The organism is Citrobacter sp. RHB35-C17 (assembly GCF_013816795.1).
In the GTDB taxonomy this organism is placed as follows: Bacteria; Pseudomonadota; Gammaproteobacteria; order Enterobacterales; family Enterobacteriaceae; genus Citrobacter_A; species Citrobacter_A amalonaticus.
In genome coordinates, this window is the sequence record NZ_CP057150.1 from 3,341,310 (window position 1) to 3,364,926 (window position 23,617).

The 23,617-nt window shown below is 54.8% G+C and carries 22 protein-coding genes; 11 read left to right on the forward strand and 11 right to left on the reverse strand.

The features are described 5' to 3' along the window. Positions 1-168: 168 nt before the first annotated feature. Positions 169-3,282 (forward strand): multidrug efflux RND transporter permease AcrD, encoded by a 3,114-nt coding sequence (gene acrD / locus HVZ37_RS16030; protein WP_181627721.1) that lies wholly within the window; start codon positions 169-171, stop codon positions 3,280-3,282. A gap of 93 nt (positions 3,283-3,375) precedes the next feature. On the opposite strand, the gene ypfM is transcribed toward acrD, so the two are convergent. Further along, positions 3,376-3,435, reverse strand: a complete 60-nt coding sequence (gene ypfM / locus HVZ37_RS16035; RefSeq protein WP_001386977.1) for a protein YpfM — start codon at positions 3,433-3,435, stop codon at positions 3,376-3,378. Positions 3,436-3,823: 388 nt separating this feature from the next. Between ypfM and HVZ37_RS16040 the strand changes: the two genes are divergently transcribed. The 3 genes from HVZ37_RS16040 to HVZ37_RS16050 are packed head-to-tail and all read left to right on the forward strand — an operon-like array spanning position 3,824 to position 5,538. Further along, positions 3,824-4,180, forward strand: a complete 357-nt coding sequence (locus HVZ37_RS16040; RefSeq protein WP_042999868.1) for an ArsC family reductase — start codon at positions 3,824-3,826, stop codon at positions 4,178-4,180. Between the two features lie 3 nt (positions 4,181-4,183). Then, on the forward strand, positions 4,184-5,311 hold the full coding sequence (gene dapE, locus HVZ37_RS16045; RefSeq protein ID WP_042999867.1) for a succinyl-diaminopimelate desuccinylase: 1,128 nt from the start codon (positions 4,184-4,186) through the stop codon (positions 5,309-5,311). 26 nt (positions 5,312-5,337) lie between these two features. Further along, entirely contained in the window at positions 5,338-5,538 is a 201-nt protein-coding gene (locus HVZ37_RS16050; protein WP_012906607.1) for a YpfN family protein, read from the forward strand. Between the two features lie 40 nt (positions 5,539-5,578). Here the strand turns inward: HVZ37_RS16050 and ypfH are convergent, their stop codons facing one another. From ypfH to dapA, 6 genes are all read right to left on the reverse strand, one after another. After that, positions 5,579-6,277 carry an esterase gene (ypfH, locus tag HVZ37_RS16055; protein ID WP_044256912.1) on the reverse strand — a complete coding sequence of 233 codons (699 nt, stop codon included), beginning with the start codon at positions 6,275-6,277 and terminating at the stop codon, positions 5,579-5,581. Positions 6,278-6,350: 73 nt separating this feature from the next. Further along, positions 6,351-8,360 carry a GNAT family N-acetyltransferase gene (locus HVZ37_RS16060; RefSeq protein ID WP_130098149.1) on the reverse strand — a complete coding sequence of 670 codons (2,010 nt, stop codon included), beginning with the start codon at positions 8,358-8,360 and terminating at the stop codon, positions 6,351-6,353. Between the two features lie 14 nt (positions 8,361-8,374). Further along, positions 8,375-9,241 (reverse strand): neutral zinc metallopeptidase, encoded by an 867-nt coding sequence (locus tag HVZ37_RS16065; RefSeq protein ID WP_042999864.1) that lies wholly within the window; start codon positions 9,239-9,241, stop codon positions 8,375-8,377. 124 nt (positions 9,242-9,365) lie between these two features. Continuing rightward, positions 9,366-10,079: a phosphoribosylaminoimidazolesuccinocarboxamide synthase gene (purC, locus tag HVZ37_RS16070; RefSeq protein ID WP_042999863.1), complete on the reverse strand. Its 714-nt coding sequence runs from the start codon at positions 10,077-10,079 to the stop codon at positions 9,366-9,368. A gap of 112 nt (positions 10,080-10,191) precedes the next feature. After that, positions 10,192-11,226, reverse strand: coding sequence for an outer membrane protein assembly factor BamC (gene bamC, locus HVZ37_RS16075; protein WP_042999862.1), 1,035 nt, complete (start codon positions 11,224-11,226; stop codon positions 10,192-10,194). Between the two features lie 16 nt (positions 11,227-11,242). Beyond that, a complete protein-coding gene (dapA, locus tag HVZ37_RS16080) occupies positions 11,243-12,121 on the reverse strand; it encodes a 4-hydroxy-tetrahydrodipicolinate synthase (protein WP_042999861.1) in 879 nt (292 codons plus the stop codon). Between the two features lie 145 nt (positions 12,122-12,266). Between dapA and HVZ37_RS16085 the strand changes: the two genes are divergently transcribed. Continuing rightward, positions 12,267-12,839: a glycine cleavage system transcriptional repressor gene (locus HVZ37_RS16085; RefSeq protein ID WP_042999860.1), complete on the forward strand. Its 573-nt coding sequence runs from the start codon at positions 12,267-12,269 to the stop codon at positions 12,837-12,839. Continuing rightward, complete coding sequence (bcp, locus tag HVZ37_RS16090) at positions 12,839-13,309, forward strand: thioredoxin-dependent thiol peroxidase (protein ID WP_042999859.1); 471 nt, start codon at positions 12,839-12,841, stop codon at positions 13,307-13,309. Before HVZ37_RS16085 ends, bcp begins: the two co-directional genes overlap by 1 nt. 184 nt (positions 13,310-13,493) lie before the next feature. Here the strand turns inward: bcp and HVZ37_RS16095 are convergent, their stop codons facing one another. Then, entirely contained in the window at positions 13,494-14,558 is a 1,065-nt protein-coding gene (locus HVZ37_RS16095) for an AI-2E family transporter (RefSeq protein WP_042999858.1), read from the reverse strand. Positions 14,559-14,781: 223 nt separating this feature from the next. On the opposite strand from HVZ37_RS16095, the gene bepA reads away from it, so the two are divergent. Together bepA and arsC are read left to right on the forward strand one after the other, a co-directional pair. Next, positions 14,782-16,245 carry a beta-barrel assembly-enhancing protease gene (bepA, locus tag HVZ37_RS16100; RefSeq protein WP_054176570.1) on the forward strand — a complete coding sequence of 488 codons (1,464 nt, stop codon included), beginning with the start codon at positions 14,782-14,784 and terminating at the stop codon, positions 16,243-16,245. A 12-nt stretch (positions 16,246-16,257) separates the two neighbouring features. After that, positions 16,258-16,617, forward strand: a complete 360-nt coding sequence (gene arsC, locus HVZ37_RS16105) for an arsenate reductase (glutaredoxin) (RefSeq protein ID WP_042999856.1) — start codon at positions 16,258-16,260, stop codon at positions 16,615-16,617. Here arsC and HVZ37_RS16110 read toward each other — a convergent pair whose 3' ends face one another. Then, positions 16,618-17,460, reverse strand: coding sequence for a helix-turn-helix domain-containing protein (locus HVZ37_RS16110; protein WP_181627722.1), 843 nt, complete (start codon positions 17,458-17,460; stop codon positions 16,618-16,620). Between the two features lie 156 nt (positions 17,461-17,616). Here HVZ37_RS16110 and celB point away from each other — a divergent pair, with 156 nt between their 5' ends. The 3 genes from celB to HVZ37_RS16125 are packed head-to-tail and all read left to right on the forward strand — an operon-like array spanning position 17,617 to position 21,341. Further along, positions 17,617-18,936: a PTS cellobiose transporter subunit IIC gene (gene celB / locus HVZ37_RS16115; protein ID WP_181627723.1), complete on the forward strand. Its 1,320-nt coding sequence runs from the start codon at positions 17,617-17,619 to the stop codon at positions 18,934-18,936. 3 nt (positions 18,937-18,939) lie between these two features. Continuing rightward, complete coding sequence (locus HVZ37_RS16120; protein WP_181627724.1) at positions 18,940-19,896, forward strand: N(4)-(beta-N-acetylglucosaminyl)-L-asparaginase; 957 nt, start codon at positions 18,940-18,942, stop codon at positions 19,894-19,896. Beyond that, positions 19,896-21,341 carry a leucyl aminopeptidase family protein gene (locus HVZ37_RS16125; RefSeq protein WP_181627725.1) on the forward strand — a complete coding sequence of 482 codons (1,446 nt, stop codon included), beginning with the start codon at positions 19,896-19,898 and terminating at the stop codon, positions 21,339-21,341. The genes HVZ37_RS16120 and HVZ37_RS16125 overlap by 1 nt, the downstream gene beginning before the upstream one ends. A 119-nt stretch (positions 21,342-21,460) precedes the next feature. Here the strand turns inward: HVZ37_RS16125 and HVZ37_RS16130 are convergent, their stop codons facing one another. Together HVZ37_RS16130 and uraA are read right to left on the reverse strand one after the other, a co-directional pair. After that, positions 21,461-22,162 carry a DnaA inactivator Hda gene (locus HVZ37_RS16130; RefSeq protein ID WP_061069784.1) on the reverse strand — a complete coding sequence of 234 codons (702 nt, stop codon included), beginning with the start codon at positions 22,160-22,162 and terminating at the stop codon, positions 21,461-21,463. Between the two features lie 95 nt (positions 22,163-22,257). Beyond that, positions 22,258-23,547 (reverse strand): uracil permease, encoded by a 1,290-nt coding sequence (uraA, locus tag HVZ37_RS16135; protein WP_042999850.1) that lies wholly within the window; start codon positions 23,545-23,547, stop codon positions 22,258-22,260. Between the last annotated feature and the right edge of the window lie 70 nt (positions 23,548-23,617).

Genomic DNA, 23,617 nt, shown 5'->3' on the forward strand with positions numbered 1-23,617 from the left:
AATCTCACAAAACCGGACGTGAGCATGTGGGAAGCTGACAAACACTGTAATCAGGCATGATAATTTACATTATCTCCTTTTTTTCTCCACGTTTGGCTCGTACCTTCCCGATACAGTGAAGCAAGTCATACCTATAAAGATATGTAGAATAATGAGGTCCTCTTTCTGATGGCGAATTTCTTTATCGATCGCCCCATATTTGCCTGGGTGCTGGCTATTCTGTTGTGTCTGACAGGTACCCTGGCGATTTTCTCTTTGCCGGTGGAGCAATATCCTGATCTGGCGCCGCCAAACGTGCGCATCACGGCAAACTATCCTGGCGCTTCCGCCCAAACGCTGGAAAACACCGTCACCCAGGTCATTGAGCAGAACATGACCGGCCTCGATAATCTGATGTACATGTCATCGCAAAGCAGCGGCACCGGACAAGCGTCGGTTACGCTGAGCTTCGTGGCGGGCACCGATCCGGATGAAGCCGTACAACAGGTCCAGAACCAGTTACAGTCGGCGATGCGTAAACTGCCGCAGGCGGTACAGAACCAGGGTGTCACGGTCCGTAAGACCGGGGATACCAACATCCTGACGATTGCTTTTGTCTCCACCGACGGGTCGATGGATAAGCAGGATATCGCGGACTACGTCGCCAGTAATATTCAGGATCCGCTCAGCCGGGTGAGCGGCGTCGGCGACATCGATGCCTACGGCTCGCAATATTCCATGCGCATCTGGCTGGATCCGGCAAAGCTCAACAGCTTCCAGATGACGGCGAAAGATGTCACCGACGCCATTGAGTCGCAGAACGCGCAGATCGCCGTCGGACAGCTTGGCGGAACCCCTTCCATTGATACCCAGGCGCTGAATGCCACCATTAACGCCCAGTCGCTGCTGCAAACGCCGGAACAGTTTCGCGCCATTACGCTACGTGTCAATCAGGATGGCTCAGAAGTAACCCTGGGCGATGTCGCCACCGTCGAAATGGGGGCTGAGAAGTATGACTATCTCAGCCGTTTCAATGGCAATGCGGCATCCGGTCTTGGAGTGAAACTGGCGTCGGGGGCCAACGAAATGGCCACCGCGACCCAGGTCATTAAGCGTCTGGATGAACTGGCGCAATACTTCCCACATGGTCTTGAGTACAAGGTGGCCTATGAAACCACCTCCTTCGTTAAAGCCTCGATTGAAGACGTGGTGAAAACACTGCTGGAAGCCATCGCGCTGGTGTTCCTCGTGATGTACCTGTTCCTGCAAAATTTCCGCGCCACGCTGATCCCCACCATTGCCGTACCGGTGGTACTGATGGGGACGTTTTCGGTGCTCTATGCCTTCGGCTACAGCATCAATACCCTGACGATGTTTGCGATGGTACTGGCAATCGGCCTGCTGGTGGATGACGCCATCGTGGTTGTGGAAAACGTCGAGCGTATTATGAGTGAGGAAGGCCTCACGCCGCGCGAGGCGACGCGAAAATCGATGGGACAAATTCAGGGTGCGCTGGTCGGTATCGCGATGGTGCTGTCAGCCGTCTTCGTACCGATGGCCTTTTTTGGCGGAACCACCGGGGCAATCTACCGTCAGTTCTCCATTACCATTGTGGCGGCGATGGTGCTTTCCGTTCTGGTGGCGATGATCCTTACCCCTGCCCTGTGCGCCACTTTGCTTAAACCACTGCATAAAGGCGAGCATCACGGGCAAACCGGTTTCTTCGGCTGGTTTAACCGTACCTTCAACCGTAACGCCGAACGCTACGAAAAAGGCGTTGCCAAGATTCTGCATCGCAGCCTGCGCTGGCTCCTGATTTATGTGTTGCTGCTTGGCGCGATGGTGGTTCTGTTCCTGCGTCTGCCGACCTCGTTCCTGCCACTGGAAGATCGCGGTATGTTTATCACCTCGGTTCAGTTGCCAAGCGGCTCGACGCAGCAACAAACCTTAAAAGTGGTACAGGAAGTCGAGAAATATTATTTCACCCAGGAAAAGGATACCGTCCAGTCCGTCTTTGCGACGGTCGGTTCTGGCCCAGGGGGCAACGGTCAGAACGTGGCACGTATGTTTGTACGCCTGAAAGACTGGAGCGAACGCGACCCGACGACTGGCACCTCGTTTGCCATTATCGAACGTGCGACGAAGGCGTTTAACAAAATCAAAGAGGCGCGCGTGTTCGCCAGCAGTCCGCCTGCCATCAGCGGTCTCGGCAGTTCCGCAGGTTTTGATATGGAACTACAAGATCACGCCGGCGCCGGTCATGACGCCTTAATGGCCGCGCGTGACCAACTGCTTCGCCTGGCGTTGCAGAATAGCGCCCTGACCCGTGTGCGCCACAACGGTCTGGACGACAGTCCTCAGTTGCAAATTGATGTCGACCAACGCAAAGCGCAGGCGCTGGGTGTATCCATTGACGATATCAACGATACGTTGCAGACCGCCTGGGGATCGAGCTACGTCAACGACTTTATGGATCGTGGCCGCGTCAAGAAGGTCTACGTCCAGGCGGCAGCGAAATACCGTATGCTGCCAGACGACATCAACCTGTGGTACGTGCGCAATAACAGCGGCGGTATGGTGCCTTTCTCCGCCTTCGCCACCTCTCGCTGGGAGACGGGTTCTCCACGTCTGGAGCGCTACAACGGCTATTCTGCCGTCGAGATTGTCGGTGAAGCCGCACCAGGGGTGAGTACCGGGACAGCGATGGATGTGATGGAGTCGCTGGTGCGTCATTTGCCGACCGGATTTGGACTGGAATGGACCGCCATGTCTTACCAGGAGCGACTCTCCGGAGCGCAGGCACCGGCCCTGTATGCCATTTCACTGTTGGTGGTATTCCTGTGCCTGGCTGCGCTGTATGAAAGCTGGTCAGTACCGTTCTCAGTGATGCTGGTGGTGCCGTTGGGGGTCATCGGCGCGCTGCTTGCGACCTGGATGCGTGGCCTGGAAAACGATGTCTATTTCCAGGTCGGGCTGTTGACGGTCATTGGGCTTTCGGCGAAAAACGCCATTTTGATCGTTGAATTTGCCAATGAGATGAATGAGAAAGGACACGATCTGCTGGATGCGACGCTACATGCATGTCGGCAACGCTTACGTCCGATCCTGATGACCTCACTGGCGTTTATCTTTGGCGTACTGCCGATGACGATCAGCAGCGGCGCAGGCTCCGGCGGTCAACACGCCGTCGGGACGGGCGTCATGGGCGGGATGATCTCGGCAACGGTGCTGGCAATCTACTTCGTGCCGCTGTTTTTCGTGCTGGTGCGTCGCCGCTTCCCACTGAAGCCGCGTCCGGAATAACAGATAAAAAAAGGCGACCTGCCAACGGGTCGCCCTTTCTGTGTGATGAATCTCACACGGTATGTTCTGTTATTTGGTCATCCTTCCAGAAATTTATTTGCGAAGCATAACTTCGATAAAATCTTTCCAGTTCCCCAGTTCGCGTTCAATCATAACAACCTCTGCTTCTTATTATGGGTATTCTACAAAAACATTCTCATCTGGTGAAGACAAATTAACCGATTGCTGTGATTACATCCTCCGGGGTGTGGTTGATGTGGTTACTATGGCGCGGCCACCATAAATTTTATGTGACTTACTGCAATAATTCGCAACAATCATACCTTATCTGGTACCTCTTCAATTTCGATTAAAAACAAGTGACTGCGTCGGAGAAAATTCCGAATTTTGATTAAGAAGAAAATTCCAACAAATTCAGGAATTATTATTCACATTACTTCAACAATGTTATATTTACCGATCACGATTAAATGACAAGATGTATTATCGGACGTAACGATAATGATGATTATATAATCAGTTTACGTTAATAAGGATGCACATGATTACCCTCTACGGTATTAAAAATTGCGACACCATTAAAAAGGCCCGCCGCTGGTTGGAAGCGCGTGGCATTGACTACCGTTTTCATGATTACCGTGTCGATGGTCTGGACAGCACACTTCTCACTTCATTTATCAATGAATTAGGGTGGGAACCGCTTCTCAACACCCGTGGGACGACGTGGCGAAAACTGGATGAAACCACACGCAGTCACATCACGGATGCCGCGTCCGCCGCCGCATTAATGACTGAAATGCCGGCAATCATCAAACGCCCATTGCTCTGTGCGCCCGGGAAGCCTATGCTGCTGGGTTTTAGTGAATCCAGTTATCAGCAGTTTTTTGACGAGGTGTAGTCTATGTCGTGCCCGGTTATTGAGCTGACACAACAGCTTATTCGCCGCCCTTCCCTGAGCCCGGATGATGCCGGATGTCAGGCGTTGATGATTGAGCGCCTGCGTGCGATCGGTTTTACCGTTGAGCGCATGGATTTTGCGGATACACAGAATTTTTGGGCATGGCGCGGACAAGGTGAGACGCTGGCGTTTGCCGGTCACACCGACGTCGTGCCGGCGGGCGATGCCGATCGCTGGATCAACCCACCTTTCGAGCCAACCATCCGCGACGGGATGTTGTTCGGCCGCGGCGCGGCGGATATGAAAGGTTCGCTGGCGGCCATGGTGGTGGCGGCAGAGCGTTTTGTCGCTCAGCACCCGAACCACAAAGGGCGCCTGGCGTTCCTGATCACCTCCGATGAAGAGGCCAGCGCGAAAAACGGCACCGTTAAGGTGGTTGAGGCGCTGATGGCGCGAAATGAGCGCCTGGATTACTGTCTGGTTGGCGAACCCTCAAGTACCGAAGTCGTGGGTGACGTGGTGAAAAACGGCCGTCGCGGATCGCTCACCTGTAACCTGACTATCCACGGTGTGCAGGGTCACGTCGCCTATCCACACCTGGCGGATAACCCGGTACATCGCGCCGCGCCGATGCTCAATGAACTGGTGAATATTGAGTGGGATCAGGGCAATGAGTTTTTCCCGGCCACCAGCATGCAGATTGCCAACGTCCAGGCGGGTACCGGTAGCAATAACGTCATCCCCGGTGAACTGTTTGTGCAGTTCAACTTCCGTTTCAGTACCGAACTGACTGACGAGATGATCAAAGCGCGGGTGCACGCGCTGCTCGAGAAACATCAGTTGCGCTATACCGTTGACTGGTGGCTCTCTGGCCAGCCGTTCCTGACCGATCGCGGGAAACTGGTGGATGCAGTCGTGAACGCCATCGAGCACTATAATGAAATTAAACCGCAGTTACTGACCACGGGCGGTACGTCCGATGGACGGTTTATCGCTCGTATGGGGGCGCAGGTCGTAGAGCTCGGTCCGGTGAATGCCACGATTCATAAAATTAATGAATGTGTGAACGCCGCCGACCTGCAACTGCTTGCCCGTATGTATCAACGTATAATGGAACAACTCGTCGCCTGACGAGGTTCCTGCAAGAGGTAACGCGCATGGACTGGCTGGCAAAATATTGGTGGATTCTGGTGCTGGTGTTTTTGGTAGGTGTGCTGCTGAATGTGATCAAGGATCTCAAACGCGTCGACCACAAAAAATTCCTCGCGAATAAACCGGAACTTCCCCCGCATCGTGATTTTAACGATAAGTGGGATGACGACGACGATTGGCCGAAGAAAGACCAACCGAAGAAATAAACCAGAGCCGGAAGGGGTTTCCCCATTCCGGCTTTGTCTTTTAGATCATCTCAATTACGTCATCATCGTTCGGCGTACCGCCGCTGAGCGCTTCGTCAAAGTAGTGCTTCGGCACGGTATAGCGCAAATGGTCGAGGGCAAACTGCATGCTACGGTCGTCAATCGCGTGACCGAGGTCTTCCACAATATCCAGCGTGACATCCCCGCCTGCGCTTAACAGCGCGTCCTGGGCGGCGACCGCATGCGAAAGTTCAATGACCCGATCTTCTCCACCGTGAATCAGATGAATCGTGGTGGCGGTCGATGCCGTTTCCGGCAGGCTGGCGTAGCGTCCGTTAAACGCAATCACCCGCGAGGCCAGCCCAGGCTCGGCTTTGATGCTCTCCAGCGCCATAATCGCGCCCTGCGAGAAACCAATCAGCGCCGTGGCATTTGCCCCTACGCCACTCTGTTTTTGCCAGTAACGTACGGTTTCGATAAACACCGGCATGATAGCGTCAATCCGTGCCTGACGGTTCTCTTCCGTCACCCCTTGCACGGAAAACCACTGCCGCCCGGATGCCGGTCCGCTCGGCTCAACGCCGCCGATACTGACCACCAGCGCGTCCGGGAAGAGAGGGGCAAACCACGAACCAATCTCTCCCATCGCAACGGGGTTATCACCCACGCCATGAAACAGCAGCAACAGCTGTTGAGCAGGTTGGGCCGGACTTTGAACAACAAAATGGTCATGTTTCATGGCGATCTCCTTAACTGATGTCGTTAATTCTACGCTGCTCAATCGCAATGACCATGCCAGAAAATTGAAGGAGTTAGTGAAAAAATTGCCATTGCAGAATGCGATTACGGTCATGCTCAGTCCGTGCGGGATCCAGCCCGGCTAACGCCTGCGCCGCCTCTTCCCGCTGACGCTTCAGCAGTGCTTTGCGCCCTGAAAGGCGCAATGTCACACAGAGTTCCGCATCGCTGAGGTGTGCTTGCAGGCTGCCCCGCAGCGCCGGTAGCGGCAACGCGCTGGTCGACAGCAGGCGGTTCAGACCACCGAGAGAGGTCAACAACGGACGGTGCGCGAAAGCAAACCCTGCCAGCATCTGCCAGTCATCTTCATTAAGCGTAGTCGCTTTCAGCGGTTCAACCGGGATCGCCTCCCCATTCCACCGCGCAAGAATATCCGCATCGCGACGCAAACGGTGGTGCTCATATTCGGTCAGGCGCCTGCCTGCCGCGCTTAGCGGTAAGAGCGCCATTGCGGTATAGCAGCCGCTACTGGCCTCCTTGTGGTTGCCTACCCGCACCAGGATAAAACCACAGCGCTGCCAGAAGCGCCACAGCTCCGGCGTATAGCCAAAGCTCACGGAAAGATAGTCACAGTGTGCCGTATGAGCCTGCGCGATCAGCTGTTGTCCAATCCCCTCACGCTGACGTCCCGGATGGACGGCAATGCGACTGATTCGACGACCGGTCAGGGTAGCCGCCAGCGGATCGCCACCGTGTGCCGCCAGCGACTGCGCGACGAGATTCCCCCGCGGTCGCCGAAATCCCGCCCAGACCGCCTGGCTGAGTTCGGGAGCAAGACCGCCTTCCTCAACCAGCCAGAGTGCCCCGACGATTTCCCTGTCACAGGTGGCGTGGAAAAAATGCTGCCCCGGCGCATCCATCATTCGGCGTAGATCCAGCGGAGAGGTACGATAATGCGCACCGGAAAGCAGCCGATAGACCGCCAGAGGCATTTCCGGTTGCGTCTGCCAGGCGTCCTGTTCGAAAGGCCTAATCACCATGCAGCCCTGCGGGGTAGTTGCAAAATCGTCATCATCAAAAACCAGCGCGTCGCTAACCCATTTCTCCAGCGGACATCCCTGCGCCCAGCGGACGGGTTGCTGAAGTTCATAACGCTGTCGTTCCGGGAAGCGGGCGCAAAATTTTAACAAAAAGCCGCGTCCGGTGCCTTCGTAGCCCTGTACGGTCGTTGTCAGTAGGGCGCGCGGAAAACGGGAAACCAGACGCTGAAGGAGCGGCGCAGGGATCGCCGCCGCCTCATCCACCACCAGCCAGTCGGCATCAACCTCCGCACTCAGCAGCGCATCTGGCGCCATAAAGCGGAAACGGTCACCGGCAAATTGCGCCAGCACGTCCGTTGCCGCTTTCGCCGGTGCCGTCACAAGGGCGTTGCCCGTAATACGTGAAATCAACTGACCGGCCAGCGCCGATTTCCCACGTCCACGCGCGGCGGTCACCGTGGCGATCCCTTCGGGCATCCGGAGCAGTTGCGTCAGAATAGCGGCCTGTTCCGGCAGCGGCGCACCGGTTGCGGACTGCCAGTGAGGACGTTCTGAAAAATACGGTACGCAAAACGGCTGCGACTGTTGCCAGCACAGCGTCTGTTCATCCGCCGCGATGAGGCGACGAATGCGGTGGATAAAATGGGGAGTCGCAATAGGTTGCGCGCAGTCGCTCCAGCGCAGCGAATCATTATCAGGACAGAGATGCCAGCGCGCCAGTGGCGGCGTGAGTAACACCAGCCAACTGCCCGCGCGCAGCGTTCCGCTTAAGGCAGCAAAAGCCGCCGCATCAAACCCGGCCAGAGCATCGAAAACGGCATGGTGGAATTCACGTCCCAGTAACGTTTGCAGCGCCAGCGGCGTGCAACTGGGTTCGGCGGCGGCATCAGGGGAAACCCATAGCCAGTCGCCGGGCAACGTGTCGCGCAGGTGCTGTACTTGTTCATGACACCAGGACGCCTCGCCGCTCAGCACCAGCAGGCGGCGAATCCCCTCCCGGGTCATTTGCGCGGTTAACGCATTCAGCGCGGTGTAACCAGACATCCCTGCCTCAGAAGTTAAAAACCTTTACCAAAGGTATTACATTGCGCCGGATTGCCACTATCGAAACCGCGCTTAAACCAGCGATAGCGCTGCTCTGACGTCCCGTGGGTGAAGCTGTCCGGAACGACGCGCCCCTGACTTTGCTGCTGGAGACGATCGTCGCCAATCGCTTCGGCGGCATTCAATGCTTCTTCCAGATCGCCGGACTCCAGCACGCCCTGCTGCTGCATGCTGTTGCCCCAGACACCGGCAAAACAGTCCGCCTGTAGTTCCATACGGACAGAGAGTTGGTTGATTTCCGCCTGCGAGGCGTTCTGCTGCATCTGACGCACTTTCGGCTCGATGCCAAGCAGTTTCTGGACGTGATGACCGACTTCGTGAGCAATCACATACCCCTGAGCGAAATCACCGTCCGCGCCCAGTTTGTCTTTCATGTCATCGTAGAAGGAGAGATCGATATAGACCGTGCTATCCGCCGGGCAATAAAACGGCCCCATGATAGATTGTCCGGTACCGCAACCAGTTCGCGTTGCTCCACGGTACATCACGAGCTTTGGCGGTTGATAGGTACGCCCCATTTTTTCAAACTGCTGTCCCCAGGAGTCTTCTGTCGTTGCCAGAATCACCGAGGTAAATTTTGCTGCTTCATCTTCATTCGGGCTGATGGAACGCTGAGACTGCTGCTGAGAGACCGGTTGTCCCGTCATCAGTCCGGTTAAATCGACGCCGTAATACCCGGCAACCAGCACGACGATGAGCAGAATAATCCCGCCTTTGCCGCTCGGCAGACGAAATCCTGGCCCGCCCAGAGAGGGACCACCGCCTGAACTGCTGCGCCTGTCTTCCACATTGTCACTTTCACGACGCCCTTGCCAGCGCATACTCACCTCAACACTCTATTCGTTATGATGATGATCGTAGGCGGTTCAGCGGAAGATTACCACAGGAAAACAAGATTGAAGTGCGAAGAGCGGGTCGGAGAGCGTCCCCGACCCGAAAGGTAAGTTAGTCGAGATTCACACCCAGACGACGCGCCACGGTTTCATAGGCTTCAATCAGACCACCCAGGCTCTGACGGAAACGGTCTTTGTCCATTTTCTCGAGGGTCTCTTTGTCCCACAGACGGCTACCGTCCGGAGAGAATTCATCGCCGAGCACCACTTCGCCTTTGTACAGACCGAACTCCAGTTTGAAGTCGACGAGGATCAGTCCTGCGTCATCGAACATTTTTTTCAGCACATCGTTCGCTTTATAGGTCAGCTCTTTCATTCGTGCCAGATTCTCTTTACTCACCCAACCAAAGGTTTCGCAGTAGGAATCGTTGACCATTGGGTCATGCATTGCATCGTTTTTCAGGAACAGGTCGAATAACGGCGGATTCAGTTCGATGCCCTCTTCAATACCCAGACGTTTAACCAGAGAGCCTGCCGCACGGTTACGCACCACGCACTCGACCGGCACCATATCCAGCTTTTTCACCAGACATTCGGTATCAGAGAGCAGTCGCTCCATCTGCGTCGGGATACCCGCTTCGGCCAGTTTGGTCATGATGAAATAGTTGAACTTGTTATTCACCATACCTTTACGATCAAACTGCTCAATGCGCGCGCCATCCCCTGCTGACGTATCATTGCGGAATTCGAGCACCAACAGGTCCGGGTTTTCCGTGCTGTATACGGTCTTCGCTTTACCACGATACAACTCAGCTTGCTTTTGCATCTTCATTACTCCTGGGTGTGATCATTTGTATTCAAAACGGGGAATATTATGCCACGCACACGTTTGCGTAGCACGGAAATAAAAAGGGCCGGATTTCTCCAGCCCTGTTTTTTTACTTGCTAAACGCTGCCTGGAAGATAGCAACCAGCGCGTCGTTCTGGCTCTGCGTCAGGGTATGCCCCTTCGGATCGATAAACTGCAAGCTGCTGCGGTTGTCTAAATCACCGACCTGCAGTTTGTAGTCACCGGAAGAGAGCCCTGGATCGCGAGCGCCCAGCTCCTGCCAGCCGCTATCGGACAGCGGTTTGTAGGTAACAGCCATACTCCCCTGCGAACGGGTACTGTCGGTCACTTTCATGCCGACTTTCTCCAGTGCTGCCGGGAGGCGCTGCCAGACGACGTTGAATGGGCCACGCACCACCAGCATCGGTAAACCGGTGTCATCCGCGGCGCTCTGCACATCCATCGTGGCGGCAGAACGGTTCTGTGCAGCATTCGCGGCGTCAGTCGCGGTCTTATCAAGGCCCGCAGAAATCACGTTCATCATCTCAGTGCTATAACGCTGCAGTGAAGCGGCATCCGCCACAGGCTTACCGGCCTGCTCAAGGTTGACCAGTTTCACCATCACCGCCTGCTGATAGCCCTGCGGTTTAACCGAGATTTGATAACGGCCACGGTACTGCTCGTCTTCGTCCAGACGGTTCCAGTCAACCCAACCGGTTGTCAGCGTCTGGCTGGCATCATCACGTTTTTCAATCGTGTAGTTTTTAGACTGAATCACGCTGACCACCTGCGGCCACAGCGTATTTCCACGCCCGTTTTCCACCAGCAGCGTGGCGGTATCGCCCGCAAACTGGGTCCGGGCACCGGAAACCAGCGCCAGCGGCTGTGCCGGCGGACGGATATCCAACGCTTTCCCAACGGCACCGCTGCCGTTGGTGACCGGAATGTTGTAGTCGCTCGTGGTCACCGGCAGAATCATACCGGCAGGCGCATGAAGTTCAGCAAGCGGTGCGGCTTCCAGATAGGATTCATCACCACTCACCTGGCGCTTGTAGCGCGAGTCAGAACTACAGGCCGCGAGCAGCAAAACAAGCGAAACACCCGCAACCCTGGCCAGGCGCGACTTTTGTACTGAGTAAGCCATCAAATCTCCCTAAACTTTACAGCAAACCGGCATGCTTGAGCGCCGCTTTGACAATTTCACGACCATTGTCTGTGATGGGTGTCATCGGCAAGCGCAGCGTATCGGTCGCCACAAGGCCCAACGCCTTACATGCCCATTTCACTGGGATTGGGTTGGGTTCGACAAACAGTTTGTTATGTAACGGCATCAGACGCTGATTAATGGTACGCGCCTCGGCAAAACGCCCTTCCGCCGCCAGTTTGCACATTTCCGCCATATCACGCGCCGCAACGTTAGACGTCACGGAGATCACGCCATGACCGCCTAACTGCATAAAGTCCATCGCGGTCGCGTCATCGCCGCTGAGCAGCAGAAAATCATCGGAAACCAGCTCTTTGATCTGGTGAACCCGACTTAAGTTCCCTGTCGCCTCTTTAATTGCGACAATATTTTTTAATTCCGCCAGACGGCCAACGGTTTCCGGCAGCATATCGCAACCGGTACGGGATGGCACATTATACAGAATTTGGGGCAGGTCAGTATGTTCCGCGATGGCTTTGAAATGCTGGAACAAACCTTCCTGAGTCGGACGGTTGTAGTAAGGCGTTACCGTCAGGCAGCCGACAATTCCGCTGTCATTGAAACGCTGCGTCAGACTAATGGCTTCTGCGGTCGCGTTCGCGCCCGTACCGGCAATCACCGGGATACGCCCATCAGCCAGCTCCAGCGTCATCATCACCACATCGCCATGTTCATCATGACTCAGCGTAGCGGACTCACCGGTAGTGCCAACAGAAACGATCGCCGAGGTGCCACTGGCGACATGATAATCAATCAGTTTTTTCAGGCTTGACCGGCAGACATTACCTTTTTCATCCATCGGTGTAACAAGCGCGACAATACTTCCCGTGAACATGGGCCATCCTCTGTGCAAACAAGTGTCTCAATGTTACGTTTGGTACGACAATAAAAGCAAGCGACGAGAGCCCTTCTGATTGTTGTATGCAGGTTTTTTTTATGCTTTCCTTATGATTACCCCACCTCTCAAAGGAAGAACAGGTTTGACACCTTCATCGCAACATTACCTGGTTATTACTGCGCTGGGTGCCGATCGCCCTGGAATTGTGAACACGATCACCCGCCATGTCAGCAGTTGCGGCTGTAATATCGAAGACAGTCGCCTGGCCATGTTGGGCGATGAGTTTACGTTTATCATGCTGCTGTCGGGTACCTGGAATGCCATCACCCTGATCGAATCGACCCTGCCGTTGAAAGGTGCAGAGCTGGATTTACTGATTGTGATGAAGCGTACGACGGCGCATCCCCGTCCGCCAATGCCGGCAACGGTATGGGTTCAGGTTGATGTACCGGATTCGCCACATTTAATTGAACGATTTACAGCCCTGTTTGATAACCATCGAATGAACATTGCGGAACTGGTTTCGCGCACGCAACCTGCTGAAAATGATAAGGCGGCGCAGTTATACATCCAGATTACCGCCCACAGTCCGGCATCGGATGATGCCGCAAATATTGAACAGGCCTTTAAAGCACTATGTACAGAACTCAATGCACAAGGCAGTATTAACGTTGTTAATTATTCACAACATGATGAACAGGATGGAGTTAAGTAATGAATCCACTGAAAGCCGGTGACATCGCACCGAAATTTAGCTTGCCGGATCAAGACGGAGAACAAGTAAATTTGACCGACTTCCAGGGACAGCGTGTGCTGGTCTATTTCTATCCGAAAGCCATGACGCCAGGCTGTACCGTTCAGGCCTGTGGCCTGCGAGATAACATGGATGAGCTGAAAAAAGCAGGTGTAGACGTGCTGGGCATCAGCACTGACAAGCCTGAAAAGCTTTCCCGTTTTGCCGAAAAAGAGCTGCTTAACTTTACCCTGCTGTCCGACGAGGATCATCAGGTCTGCGAGCAGTTTGGCGTCTGGGGCGAGAAATCCTTTATGGGGAAAACCTATGATGGGATCCATCGCATCAGCTTCTTGATTGACGCTGACGGTAAGATTGAACACGTTTTCGATGATTTCAAAACCAGTAATCACCACGATGTGGTGCTGAACTGGCTGAAAGAAAACGCCTGACTTTCACGCTGCCGGATGACGGCTGACGCCCTGTCCGGCCTACCGTGTGTAGGCCGGGTAATCGGCTGTCTGTTTAAGCGTCCTTTTTTACACTCGCCTTTTTATCTCGCGCTACCTTTTTGCCTTTCGCTCAGAGCGCATCGACTAGCACACAGTTCACCACTTTCCCTGTTACATAAACGCATCAGGACTCGTCAACGACCTGCGCATCCGGCCAGGCATGGACAACGGCCTTGATTAACGTCGCCAGCGGAATGGCGAAGAACACGCCCCAGAATCCCCACAGGCCGCCAAAGATCACCACTGACAGGATAATCACCAGCGGATGCAAATTGACTGCTTCAGAAAACAGCACCGGCACCAGCAGGTTGCCGTCCAGCGCCTGGATAATCAAATAGACGGCGAAACAACTCCAGAACTCGGTCCCCAGACCGAACTGGAACAGCGCAACGCCTACCACAGGAATAGTGACTACAAAAGCGCCAATATAGGGAATGAGTACCGAGAACCCCACCAGCACGGCCAGTAGCAGTGAGTAGTTGAGGCCAAACATCAGGAAGCCCAGCCAGGTCGCCACGCCCACCACCACCATCTCCAGCACCTTGCCGCGGATGTAGTTAGTGATTTGCTGGTTCATCTCCTTCCAGACCTGCCCCGCCAGCCCGCGATTACGCGGCAGCACACGACGCACGGCGTTCAGCATTTGCTCTTTATCTTTGACGAGGAAGAACACCATCAGCGGCACCAGCACCAGATAGACCGCCAGAGTCAGCAGCCCGACCAAAGAGGCCAGCGAATATTTCACTACCGAATCGCCCATCGTCAGCATGCGGGTGCGCATATTTTCCGCCATCGCATCGATAATGCCCGCATCCATTAAAGCCGGATAACGACGCGGCAGCGTGGCGGCAAAATCCGACAGTTTGTTCAACATGCCTGGCATGTCGCGAATCAGTAAGATCCCCTGTTGCCATGCCACCGGCATCACCACAAAGGCCATCAACAGCAAAATGCCGACAAATACGATCAGCACGAGAGAGGTCGCCCAGCGGCGCGAGCAGCCGATGGCTTCGAGGCGCACCGTTGGCCATTCCAGCAGGTACGCCAGCACAATGGCAACCAGCAGCGGTGCCAGTAATCCGCTAAAAAAGAAAAGAATGCCAAACCCGGCAACCAGAATAACCAGCAAGGCAATCGCCTCGGGGTCGCTAAAGCGACGGCGATACCATTGCATCAACATTTCGAGCATAAAACCTTCCCTGAACCTCAATAGCGGGATTGCGATCCCGAATTGTATCGAAATGTCACAAAAAAGACTTCGCTTTTTATTGCTGATTCTGGAAACTGAAAAGTCATTTGTGCAGGGTATTCATCGACAAATTTCGCCGTTACACTGCCTGTGTCGGCAGACACGGAACGATACGACCCGGCATCGGTCAAATGACTATCTCAAAGAAAACAGGACAGAGGTTATGTTCAGGCAGTTTAAGAAGAACCTGGTTGCTACCCTCATTGCCGCGCTGACCCTGAGTCAGGTGGCTCCCGCGTTCGCAAACTCCGCGGACAGCTTGCCAGACATGGGAACCTCGGCGGCAAGTACGCTTTCCATCGGCCAGGAAATGCAGATGGGCGATTATTATGTACGCCAGCTGCGTGGCAGCGCGCCGCTTATTAACGATCCGCTGCTGGTTCAGTACATTAATGGGTTGGGTATGCGTCTGGTTTCACACGCCGATTCGGTCAAGACGCCCTTCCATTTCTTTTTGATTAACAATGACGAAATCAACGCCTTTGCTTTTTTTGGCGGTAACGTCGTGCTGCACTCTGCCCTGTTTCGCTATTCCGATAACGAAAGTCAGCTCGCCTCAGTTATGGCGCACGAAATCTCGCACGTCACCCAGCGCCACCTTGCGCGCGCCATGGAAGATCAGAAACGCAGCGCGCCGCTGACCTGGGTTGGCGCGTTAGGCTCCATTCTATTGGCGATGGCGAGCCCTCAGGCCGGGATGGCCGCGCTCACCGGCACGCTGGCGGGATCGCGTCAAGGAATGATTAGCTTCACGCAGCAGAATGAACAGGAAGCAGACCGTATCGGCATTCAGGTTTTACAACGTTCTGGATTCGATCCGCAGGCGATGCCGACTTTCCTGGAAAAACTGCTCGACCAGGCGCGTTACTCCTCGCGTCCGCCTGAAATTTTGCTGACCCACCCCCTGCCGGAAAGTCGTCTTTCAGATACCCGCAATCGCGCAAACCAGATGCGTCCGGTGGTGGTGCAATCCTCTGAAGATTTCTATCTGGCGAAAGCGCGAACTCTGGGGATGTATAACTCCGGACGAAACCAACTGACCAGCGACATGCTCGACGAGTGGGCAAAAGGTAACGTCCGACAGCAGCGCGCAGCGCAGTACGGTCGTGCGTTACAGGCGATGGAAGCCAATAAATACGACGAGGCTCGCAAAGCGCTGCAACCGCTGCTGTCCGCTGAGCCCAATAACGCCTGGTATCTGGATCTGGCCACCGACATCGACCTCGGACAAAAGAAAACCAGTGACGCGATTGCCCGACTGAAAAAAGCGCGTGATTTGCGAGTCAACCCGGTTTTGCAACTTAACCTTGCGAACGCCCTGCTACAGGGCGGTCAGCCACAAGAAGCGGCAACCATCCTTAACCGTTATACCTTTAATAACAAGGACGACGCCAACGGCTGGGATCTGTTGGCGCAGGCGGAAGCCGCGCTGTATAACCGCGATCAGGAACTGGCCGCGCGTGCGGAAGGGTATGCGTTGGCGGGCCGTCTCGATCAGGCCATCTCGTTACTGAGCAGCGCCAGTTCGCAAGTGAAGCTGGGCAGCCAACAACAGGCGCGTTACGATGCGCGCATCGACCAACTGCGCCAGTTGCAGGAACGCTTTAAGCCGTACACGAAAATGTAAAAAGGATTCTCCATGTCAAAGGCCGTAAAAATCTACCATAACCCGCGCTGCTCCAAGAGCCGCGAAACGCTGAACCTGCTGCAATCGCACGGTGTGGAGCCAGAAGTGGTGCTTTACCTGGAAACGCCTGCCGATGCCGCAACGCTGCGTCAGTTGTTGAAGATGCTGGGCATGGAAAGCGCCCGGGAACTGATGCGCCGAAAAGAGGATCTCTACGCGTCGCTCAACCTGGCTGACAGCAGTCTGAGTGAAGATGAATTGATTCAGGCGATGGTGGAACACCCGAAACTGATGGAACGTCCAATTGTAGTGGCGAACGGCCAGGCGCGTATTGGCCGTCCACCGGAACACGTGCTGGAAATCATCGGCTAATCACTCCCGCCGTAGTGCTTCGAGAAAAGCCTGCGGCGTCATCTCCCCCAGTTTTTTCTGCGCCTTGCCGGTATTATAACTTTCGCAAATCTCTGCCAGCAGTTGACTGGCTGATACGTCCTTTACCCGCGGCACAATCGCCACCAGTGGAAGGTTAACCTGAATCGCATTCTGCACGTTATGGTTTATGTTGTGCGTCATCCCTCGTGCTATCAGCCCCTGTTCCAGCCCATCAAGATAGGTGTCAGAAAAGAATGTCTCAATAGATTGTATATCAGCCGGACAGGCTGTCAGCAGCGCATCCAGCCATTTCATGACCAGATGCGGCGAAATCCCGGCATACAGTCGCGCGTAGCACCAGCCGCTCACCGGTTCACGAGCCCAGAGCACATGATGCTCCCCGCTATCCTCCATATGCAGTGAAAGCGGGAGGTGATGCACCTCAAGCACATGAGGGAAATGCCCGGCCTTCAGTGCCTTTTTCCCCTGCAAAGGTGTCCCCTGACGCATCAACCTTGCAGGTTTAAGATAACGATTTAGCGTCGCACGGGAAACGTGAATGCCCAGCCCTTCATTGACCAGTAACAAAAGCTCATCTAACGGCGCGCCGGTCGCATCCCGCAGTCCGTTAATCAGCGCAATCTGCTCTTGTCTCATCGCTTTGTGTATCACTTTCGGCGTAGTTTGCCGATCGGCAGTCTGCTCACGTTGTCGCCAGCGCCTGACCGTGGTGACGGAAATCCCCAGCTCAGCGGCCAGCGCTCTGTCGCTTTTATCCGACTGCTGCAGATAACGACGGATGCGCGGTGTCGTGGTGGCATTGGCATGCAGTTTTATTTCCATCGCCAAATCCTTTTCCAAAGAGATAACTAATGATATGAGATTTATATTTATAAGGCGAACACATTGTGACCAGATTCACCTTTCGACTGCGGAGCTTCCCTGATAATCCTCTGGCATACCATAAATACTCTCATCCGATCTTGTACGGAGTTCACAATGAACAATGTTCTGGGATTTCTTGAAGCAAAACTGATGCCGCTTGCGGCCAAAACGGCGCAGCAGCGTCACCTGGGCGCGATCCGCGGCGCCTATGTTTCCTTTATGCCGTTCATTATCGTCGGCTCCATTCTGCTGGTTATTTCCTCCTTTCCGAACCAGACCTATCAGCAATTTATGTCTGGCGCGTTTGGTGAAAGCTGGAGCAGTATTATCGAGATCCCGTTTAACGCGGTGTTCTCAACGATGTCACTGTTCATCAGTTTCCTGGTTGCCTACCGTCTGGCGGAACATTACGGTGAAGACCGTATCTCCTGCGGCATCCTGGCGCTGGTCTGCTTCCTGATCCTCACCCCGTTTATCAAAGTTGCGGATAACGGCGGCATCACCGTGATACCAGTAGAATGGATCGGCACTAAAGGGCTATTTGTGGCAATGATTGGCTCGTTGCTGTGGACGGAATTGTTCTGCTGGCTGAAACGCAAAAAACTGGTTATCAAGATGCCCGAAGGGGTTCCGCCTGCCGTGCAGGAATCATTTGCCGCGCTGATCCCCGCCCTGTTGGTAATGATCCTGGTGCTGATTATTCGCATCCTGTTTGAAAATACCCACTACCAGACAATTCACCGCTTTATCTATGAAGTGGTTGCGACGCCGGTTCGTCACTATGGCACCTCCTATTTTGGCGCGCTGATGACGGTTTTCAGCATTACGATTTTATGGTCGGTAGGGATTAACTCAGGCTCAATGATCAACGGCATTATCCGGCCACTGTGGATGGAGAACCAGACGGATAACATCGCCGCCATTCAGGCGGGCGTCACGCCACCGCATATTATCACCGAGCAGTTTTTTGACATGATCTGGATGGGGGGCGCTGGCGCAACCTTATCGCTGGTTATCGCAATGCTGATTTTTGCCCGCAGTAAAAACATGCGGGAAGTGGCCCGACTGGGGGCTGGCGCATCGATTTTCAATATCAACGAACCCATTCTGTTCGGTCTGCCGGTCATCATGAACCCCATCATGCTAATACCGTTCAACCTGGTGCCTCTGGTGTTAGTCACCATCCAGTACGTCGCAATGAAAATTGGCGCTGTTGCCGTCACGACGGGCGTGTTTATTCCATGGACGCTGCCGCCGGTTATCAGTGGTTTTATCGTCACAGGCCATCTCAGCGGTAGCGTCATGCAGATCATCAATTTACTGATTGGCGCAATGCTCTATCTGCCATTTATGCGCATTGTCGATAAACAGTACCGCGCGGCGGAAGTCACCACGCTGGCACAAAACGAGAGTACACCCATTAAACAGGAGTAAAACATGTGGGGAATTATCGCCACCTGGCGAATGGCGCTTGAAGGCGTTACTGAGTCCGCTTCCGCGCTGGCTGCAGGCCAAACAGCGGCCAGTGCGGTAGTCGATGCCGTTGCCGCAGTTGAGGACTTCCCATTATACAAGTCCGTTGGCTACGGCGGACTGCCAACCGAAAAGGGTGAGGTGGAACTGGATGCCGCATTCATGGATGGCGACACGCTGGCGTTCGGCGCCGTGGGCAATCTCGTGGATATCGCCAATCCGGTACGCGTTGCTCACGCCCTGAGTCGTCAACGGTATAACAGCCTGCTTGTCGGCCAGGGTGCCCGAGAATGGGCGTTAAGCCAGGGGTTTGCAGAAAAAACCATGCTTACCGACCGCGCCATCCAACACTATCGCAAACGCTGCCGCGAGACGCTGGATAAGGGACTGAGTCCTTATGACGGCCATGATACCGTCGGCATTATCGGACTGGACACACAAGGTTCGATGAGCGTGGCGACCTCCACCAGCGGTCTGTTTATGAAAAAACGCGGTCGTCTGGGAGATTCCCCGATTATTGGTTCCGGCTTCTACTGCGACAGTCAAATCGGCGCCGCGACCGCCACTGGCGTTGGCGAAGACCTGATGAAGGGTTGCACCAGCTACGAAATCGTTCGCCGTATGGGACAGGGCATGACGCCGCAGCAGGCTGCGGACTCAGTGGTTTTTGAACTGGAGGACAACCTGATGTCCCGCTTTGGTCGGGTGGGCGATTTATCCGTCGTGTGTATGAATCACCGGGGAGAATTTGGCGCGGCGACCAATATCAAAACCTTCTCATTTACCGTTGCCACCGCCAGTCATCCACTTACCGTCTATCTCGCGGAACGTCGGCACGAAAAGACGTATTACCAGCCAGTCGATGAGGCGTGGATGCAGGCCTATGCGGCACGGATCCGTGCGCCAATAGAGGAAGAATAATGATGACATATCAGTTCATTCAGTCCCTTTCAGAGGCGCAACCCAACGCGCACCTGATTGCCCGTCCCACAAGCCAACATTTACCAGACACCGCGCTGATGAACGAAATGCGTGCCACGGGTAACATGGCGGATACCTGTTTTGGCTGCGCCCCTTACAAACGCATCACCCTCATTCCATTAGCACTGTGGCAGGACAACCTGACCGACGGTTTGCTGAACGCATTACGTCCACTGTTCACCACTCCGGTCAGTTCTCACGTGATCATTGATGTTCGCGAAATACACGAAACCGTGCTGCTTCAGGTTCTGCGTTTTCTGTTCAATCAGGTACATCGCCTTGACGACCTGCAACTGAAAACTACAGACAACGCGACGATAAGACTCGACCACATAACGGCGCTTTGTTTACCCGAACAGCAGGAAGCGTTAGAGAAAATTTTCCGTCGGCAGCAGGCCATTGCCAACGGCATGGTCGCCGCCCGCCGCCTGGCGGATATGCCATCCGAGCAGTGTACGCCGCAGTTCGTTGTCGAAGAGGCCCAACGTCTATGCGCGGCTTACCCTGACCTGCGCTGCGAAGTGCTGGACGAACAGGCCATCGTAGCGCAAGGCCTTGGCTTGCTGCACGCCGTGGGGAAAGGCTCCAGCCGCCCGCCCCGCCTGCTGGCGATTCATTACGACGGCGTCAGCAGCGGCCCGGTGCGCAGCTATGTCGGGAAAGGCATCACTTTCGACACCGGCGGTTTGTGGCTGAAAGAAGGCGCGGGCATGTACACCATGAAGTACGACATGTGCGGCGCAGCCAACGTGCTTGGGCTGATGCTGAGTATTGCCCGGCTGGCGCTGCCGGTTCGAGTCATGGGCGTACTGGCGCTGGCGGAAAACGCCATTGGTCCCGACGCCATGCAACCGGGTAACGTAGCACGCGCCTGTAACGGGATGACGGTGGAGATCAACAACACCGACGCCGAAGGACGACTGGTACTTGCTGACGCCATTGCCTGGGCCAGCCAGCGCCACAAAGAGACTCGCTATATCATTGATTTAGCAACGCTGACCGGCGCCGTGGTGAAAGCGCTGGGCTATGAGCTGAGTGGATTGATGACCCAGGATAGCGCGCTGCGTGCGGCGTTAACCGTTGCCGGTGAGCAGAGCGGAGATAGAGTCTGGTCGCTGCCATTGGACGCTCACCTGAAAAAACAAACGGAGAGCGCGATTGCCGATCTGTGCAATACGCCGACTAACAACGCGGCAATCAGCGCATCGGCGGCCTGGCTGCTTCATCATTTTTGTCCGGCGACGATTCCATGGGCGCATCTCGACGTCAGCGGTACGGCGTTGTGGCGCGAAGGAGGAAGAAGCGTGGCGTCGGGCAGGCCGATTCCACTGCTGATGCAGCATTTACTTAACGATCTGGCAGTTGAGGAGTCACCCTCTGAGTGAGGGCGTTTGTTTGGGTAATCAGGCCGGATAAGGCGACGTCGCCCTCCGGCATCCGTACCGTTCTGCCCGATGGTGCTACGCTTATCAGACCGACTGCGATGCGTAATCTTGTATTTCGGCTAGAGCTTCAGAATTTCTTTCACGAACGGAATGGTCAATTTGCGCTGCGCGGAGATGGAGGCGTGATCAAGCTGATCGAGCGTCATAAACAGCGTGCGCATTTCTCTGTCGAGCCGTTTGAGCAAGAAGCGCCCCACGTCTTCCGGGAGTTCAAATCCGCGCAGTCGGGCGCGTAGCTGTAGCGCCTGCAGCTTATCTTCATCCGACAGCGGTTGCAGCTTGTAGATTTGCCCCCAATCCAGACGCGAGGCCAGATCGGGCAACCCCAGCTTTAACTGCCGTGGAGGACGATCGCCGGTGATCAGTAACCGCGTTTTTCCGGATTCCAGAATGCGGTTGTAGAGATCAAAAATCGCCATCTCCCACTCTTCATCACCCGCGACACATTCAATATTGTCGATACAGACTAACGACAGGTGTTCCATCCCGTCGAGCACTTCCGGTACAAACCAGGTGCGCTTGTCCAGCGGCACATAGCCCACGGCATCACCACGCTGCGATAATTCAGCACAGGCAGCATGCAGCAAATGGCTGCGGCCGGCGCCTTCACGCGACCAGAGATAGATGTATCCGCTATGCTCCTGGCGCAGCACGTTTTGCAGTGCGGCCAGTAAAGAGGCGTTATCTCCCGGCCAGAAACTTGCAAACGTTTCGTCGTCAGGCAGATAAAGTGGCAAAGAGAGCTGTGCCGGTGTGTTCAGAGAGACCTCAACCCAGATTTCATTAAAATCGTGATGAGTTTACCACAGAATTCCGTCGCGTTAGAACCGGGCAGCATCACTGCCCGGATCCCATTTTACGGCTTCGGCGTATCCGCATCTTCCGCGTCCAACACCACTTCTTCCGGGCGCAGGACAGAAATCAGCTTGAAGATCAGGCTCAGACCGATCCCAACGATCGTCGCCAGCGCCATTCCTTTCAGCTCCGCCGCGCCAATGTGCACTTTCGCGCCGCTGACGCCAATGATCAGAATGACAGAGGTCAGGATCAGGTTCTGCGCTTTGTTGTAATCCACTTTCGATTCAATCAGCACGCGAATACCGGATGCCCCGATCACCCCGTACAGCAGCAATGACACCCCACCCATCACCGGTAGCGGAATGATCTGGATCGCCGCCGCCAGTTTACCGACGCAGGACAGCAGAATCGCGAAAATCGCCGCGCCGCCAATTACCCAGGTACTGTAAACACGGGTGATTGCCATTACACCAATGTTCTCACCGTAGGTGGTGTTCGGCGTGGAGCCAAAGAAGCCAGAAATCACCGTCGACAAACCGTTGGCAAACATCGAGCGATGCAGGCCCGGGTCGCGAACCAGATCTTTTTTGACGATATTCGCTGTGACCACGAGGTGACCGACGTGTTCGGCAATCACCACCAGCGCCGCAGGCAGAATAGTCAGAATGGCGAACCACTCAAAGCGCGGCGTGTAGAAGGTCGGCAGCGCAAACCAGTGCGCCTCGGCAATCGGTGTGGTATCAACCACGCCCATCGCAAATGACAGTGCATAACCTGCCAGTACCCCAATCAGGATCGGGATAATCGCAAGGAAACCACGAAACAGCACCGAGCCAAACACGGTCACCGCCAGCGTCACCATCGAGATAATGATGGTCTTCGAATCCGCAGATTGTCCTTCCGCAGGCAGCAATCCAGCCATACCAGCGGCCACGCCTGCCAGTTCAAGACCGATGACGGCAACGATTGCGCCCATTGCCGCAGGAGGAAACATCACGTCCAGCCAGCCGGTTCCCGCTTTCTTGACAATGAAAGAAACCAGGCAGAACAGCACACCACACATGATGAAGCCGCCCAGCGCCACTTCGTATCCCAACGGCAACAGCAGCAGAACCGGTGAGATAAACGCGAAGCTTGAACCTAAATAGGCAGGAATTTTTCCTTTACAGATAAAGAGATACAGCAAGGTCCCGATCCCGTTGAACAACAGAACGGTAGCCGGGTTGATATGAAACAGAACTGGCACCAGCACGGTTGCGCCAAACATGGCGAACAGGTGTTGCAAACTAAGCGGGATTGTCTGTAAAAGTGGCGGTCTTTCACTCACCCCGATAGCACGGCGCGTCATAGTGTTTTCCTCTGAGTGTGTTTGTTATGAATCGTTGAGTTGTTTTATTCAAAAAAAAGCCGACTCTTAA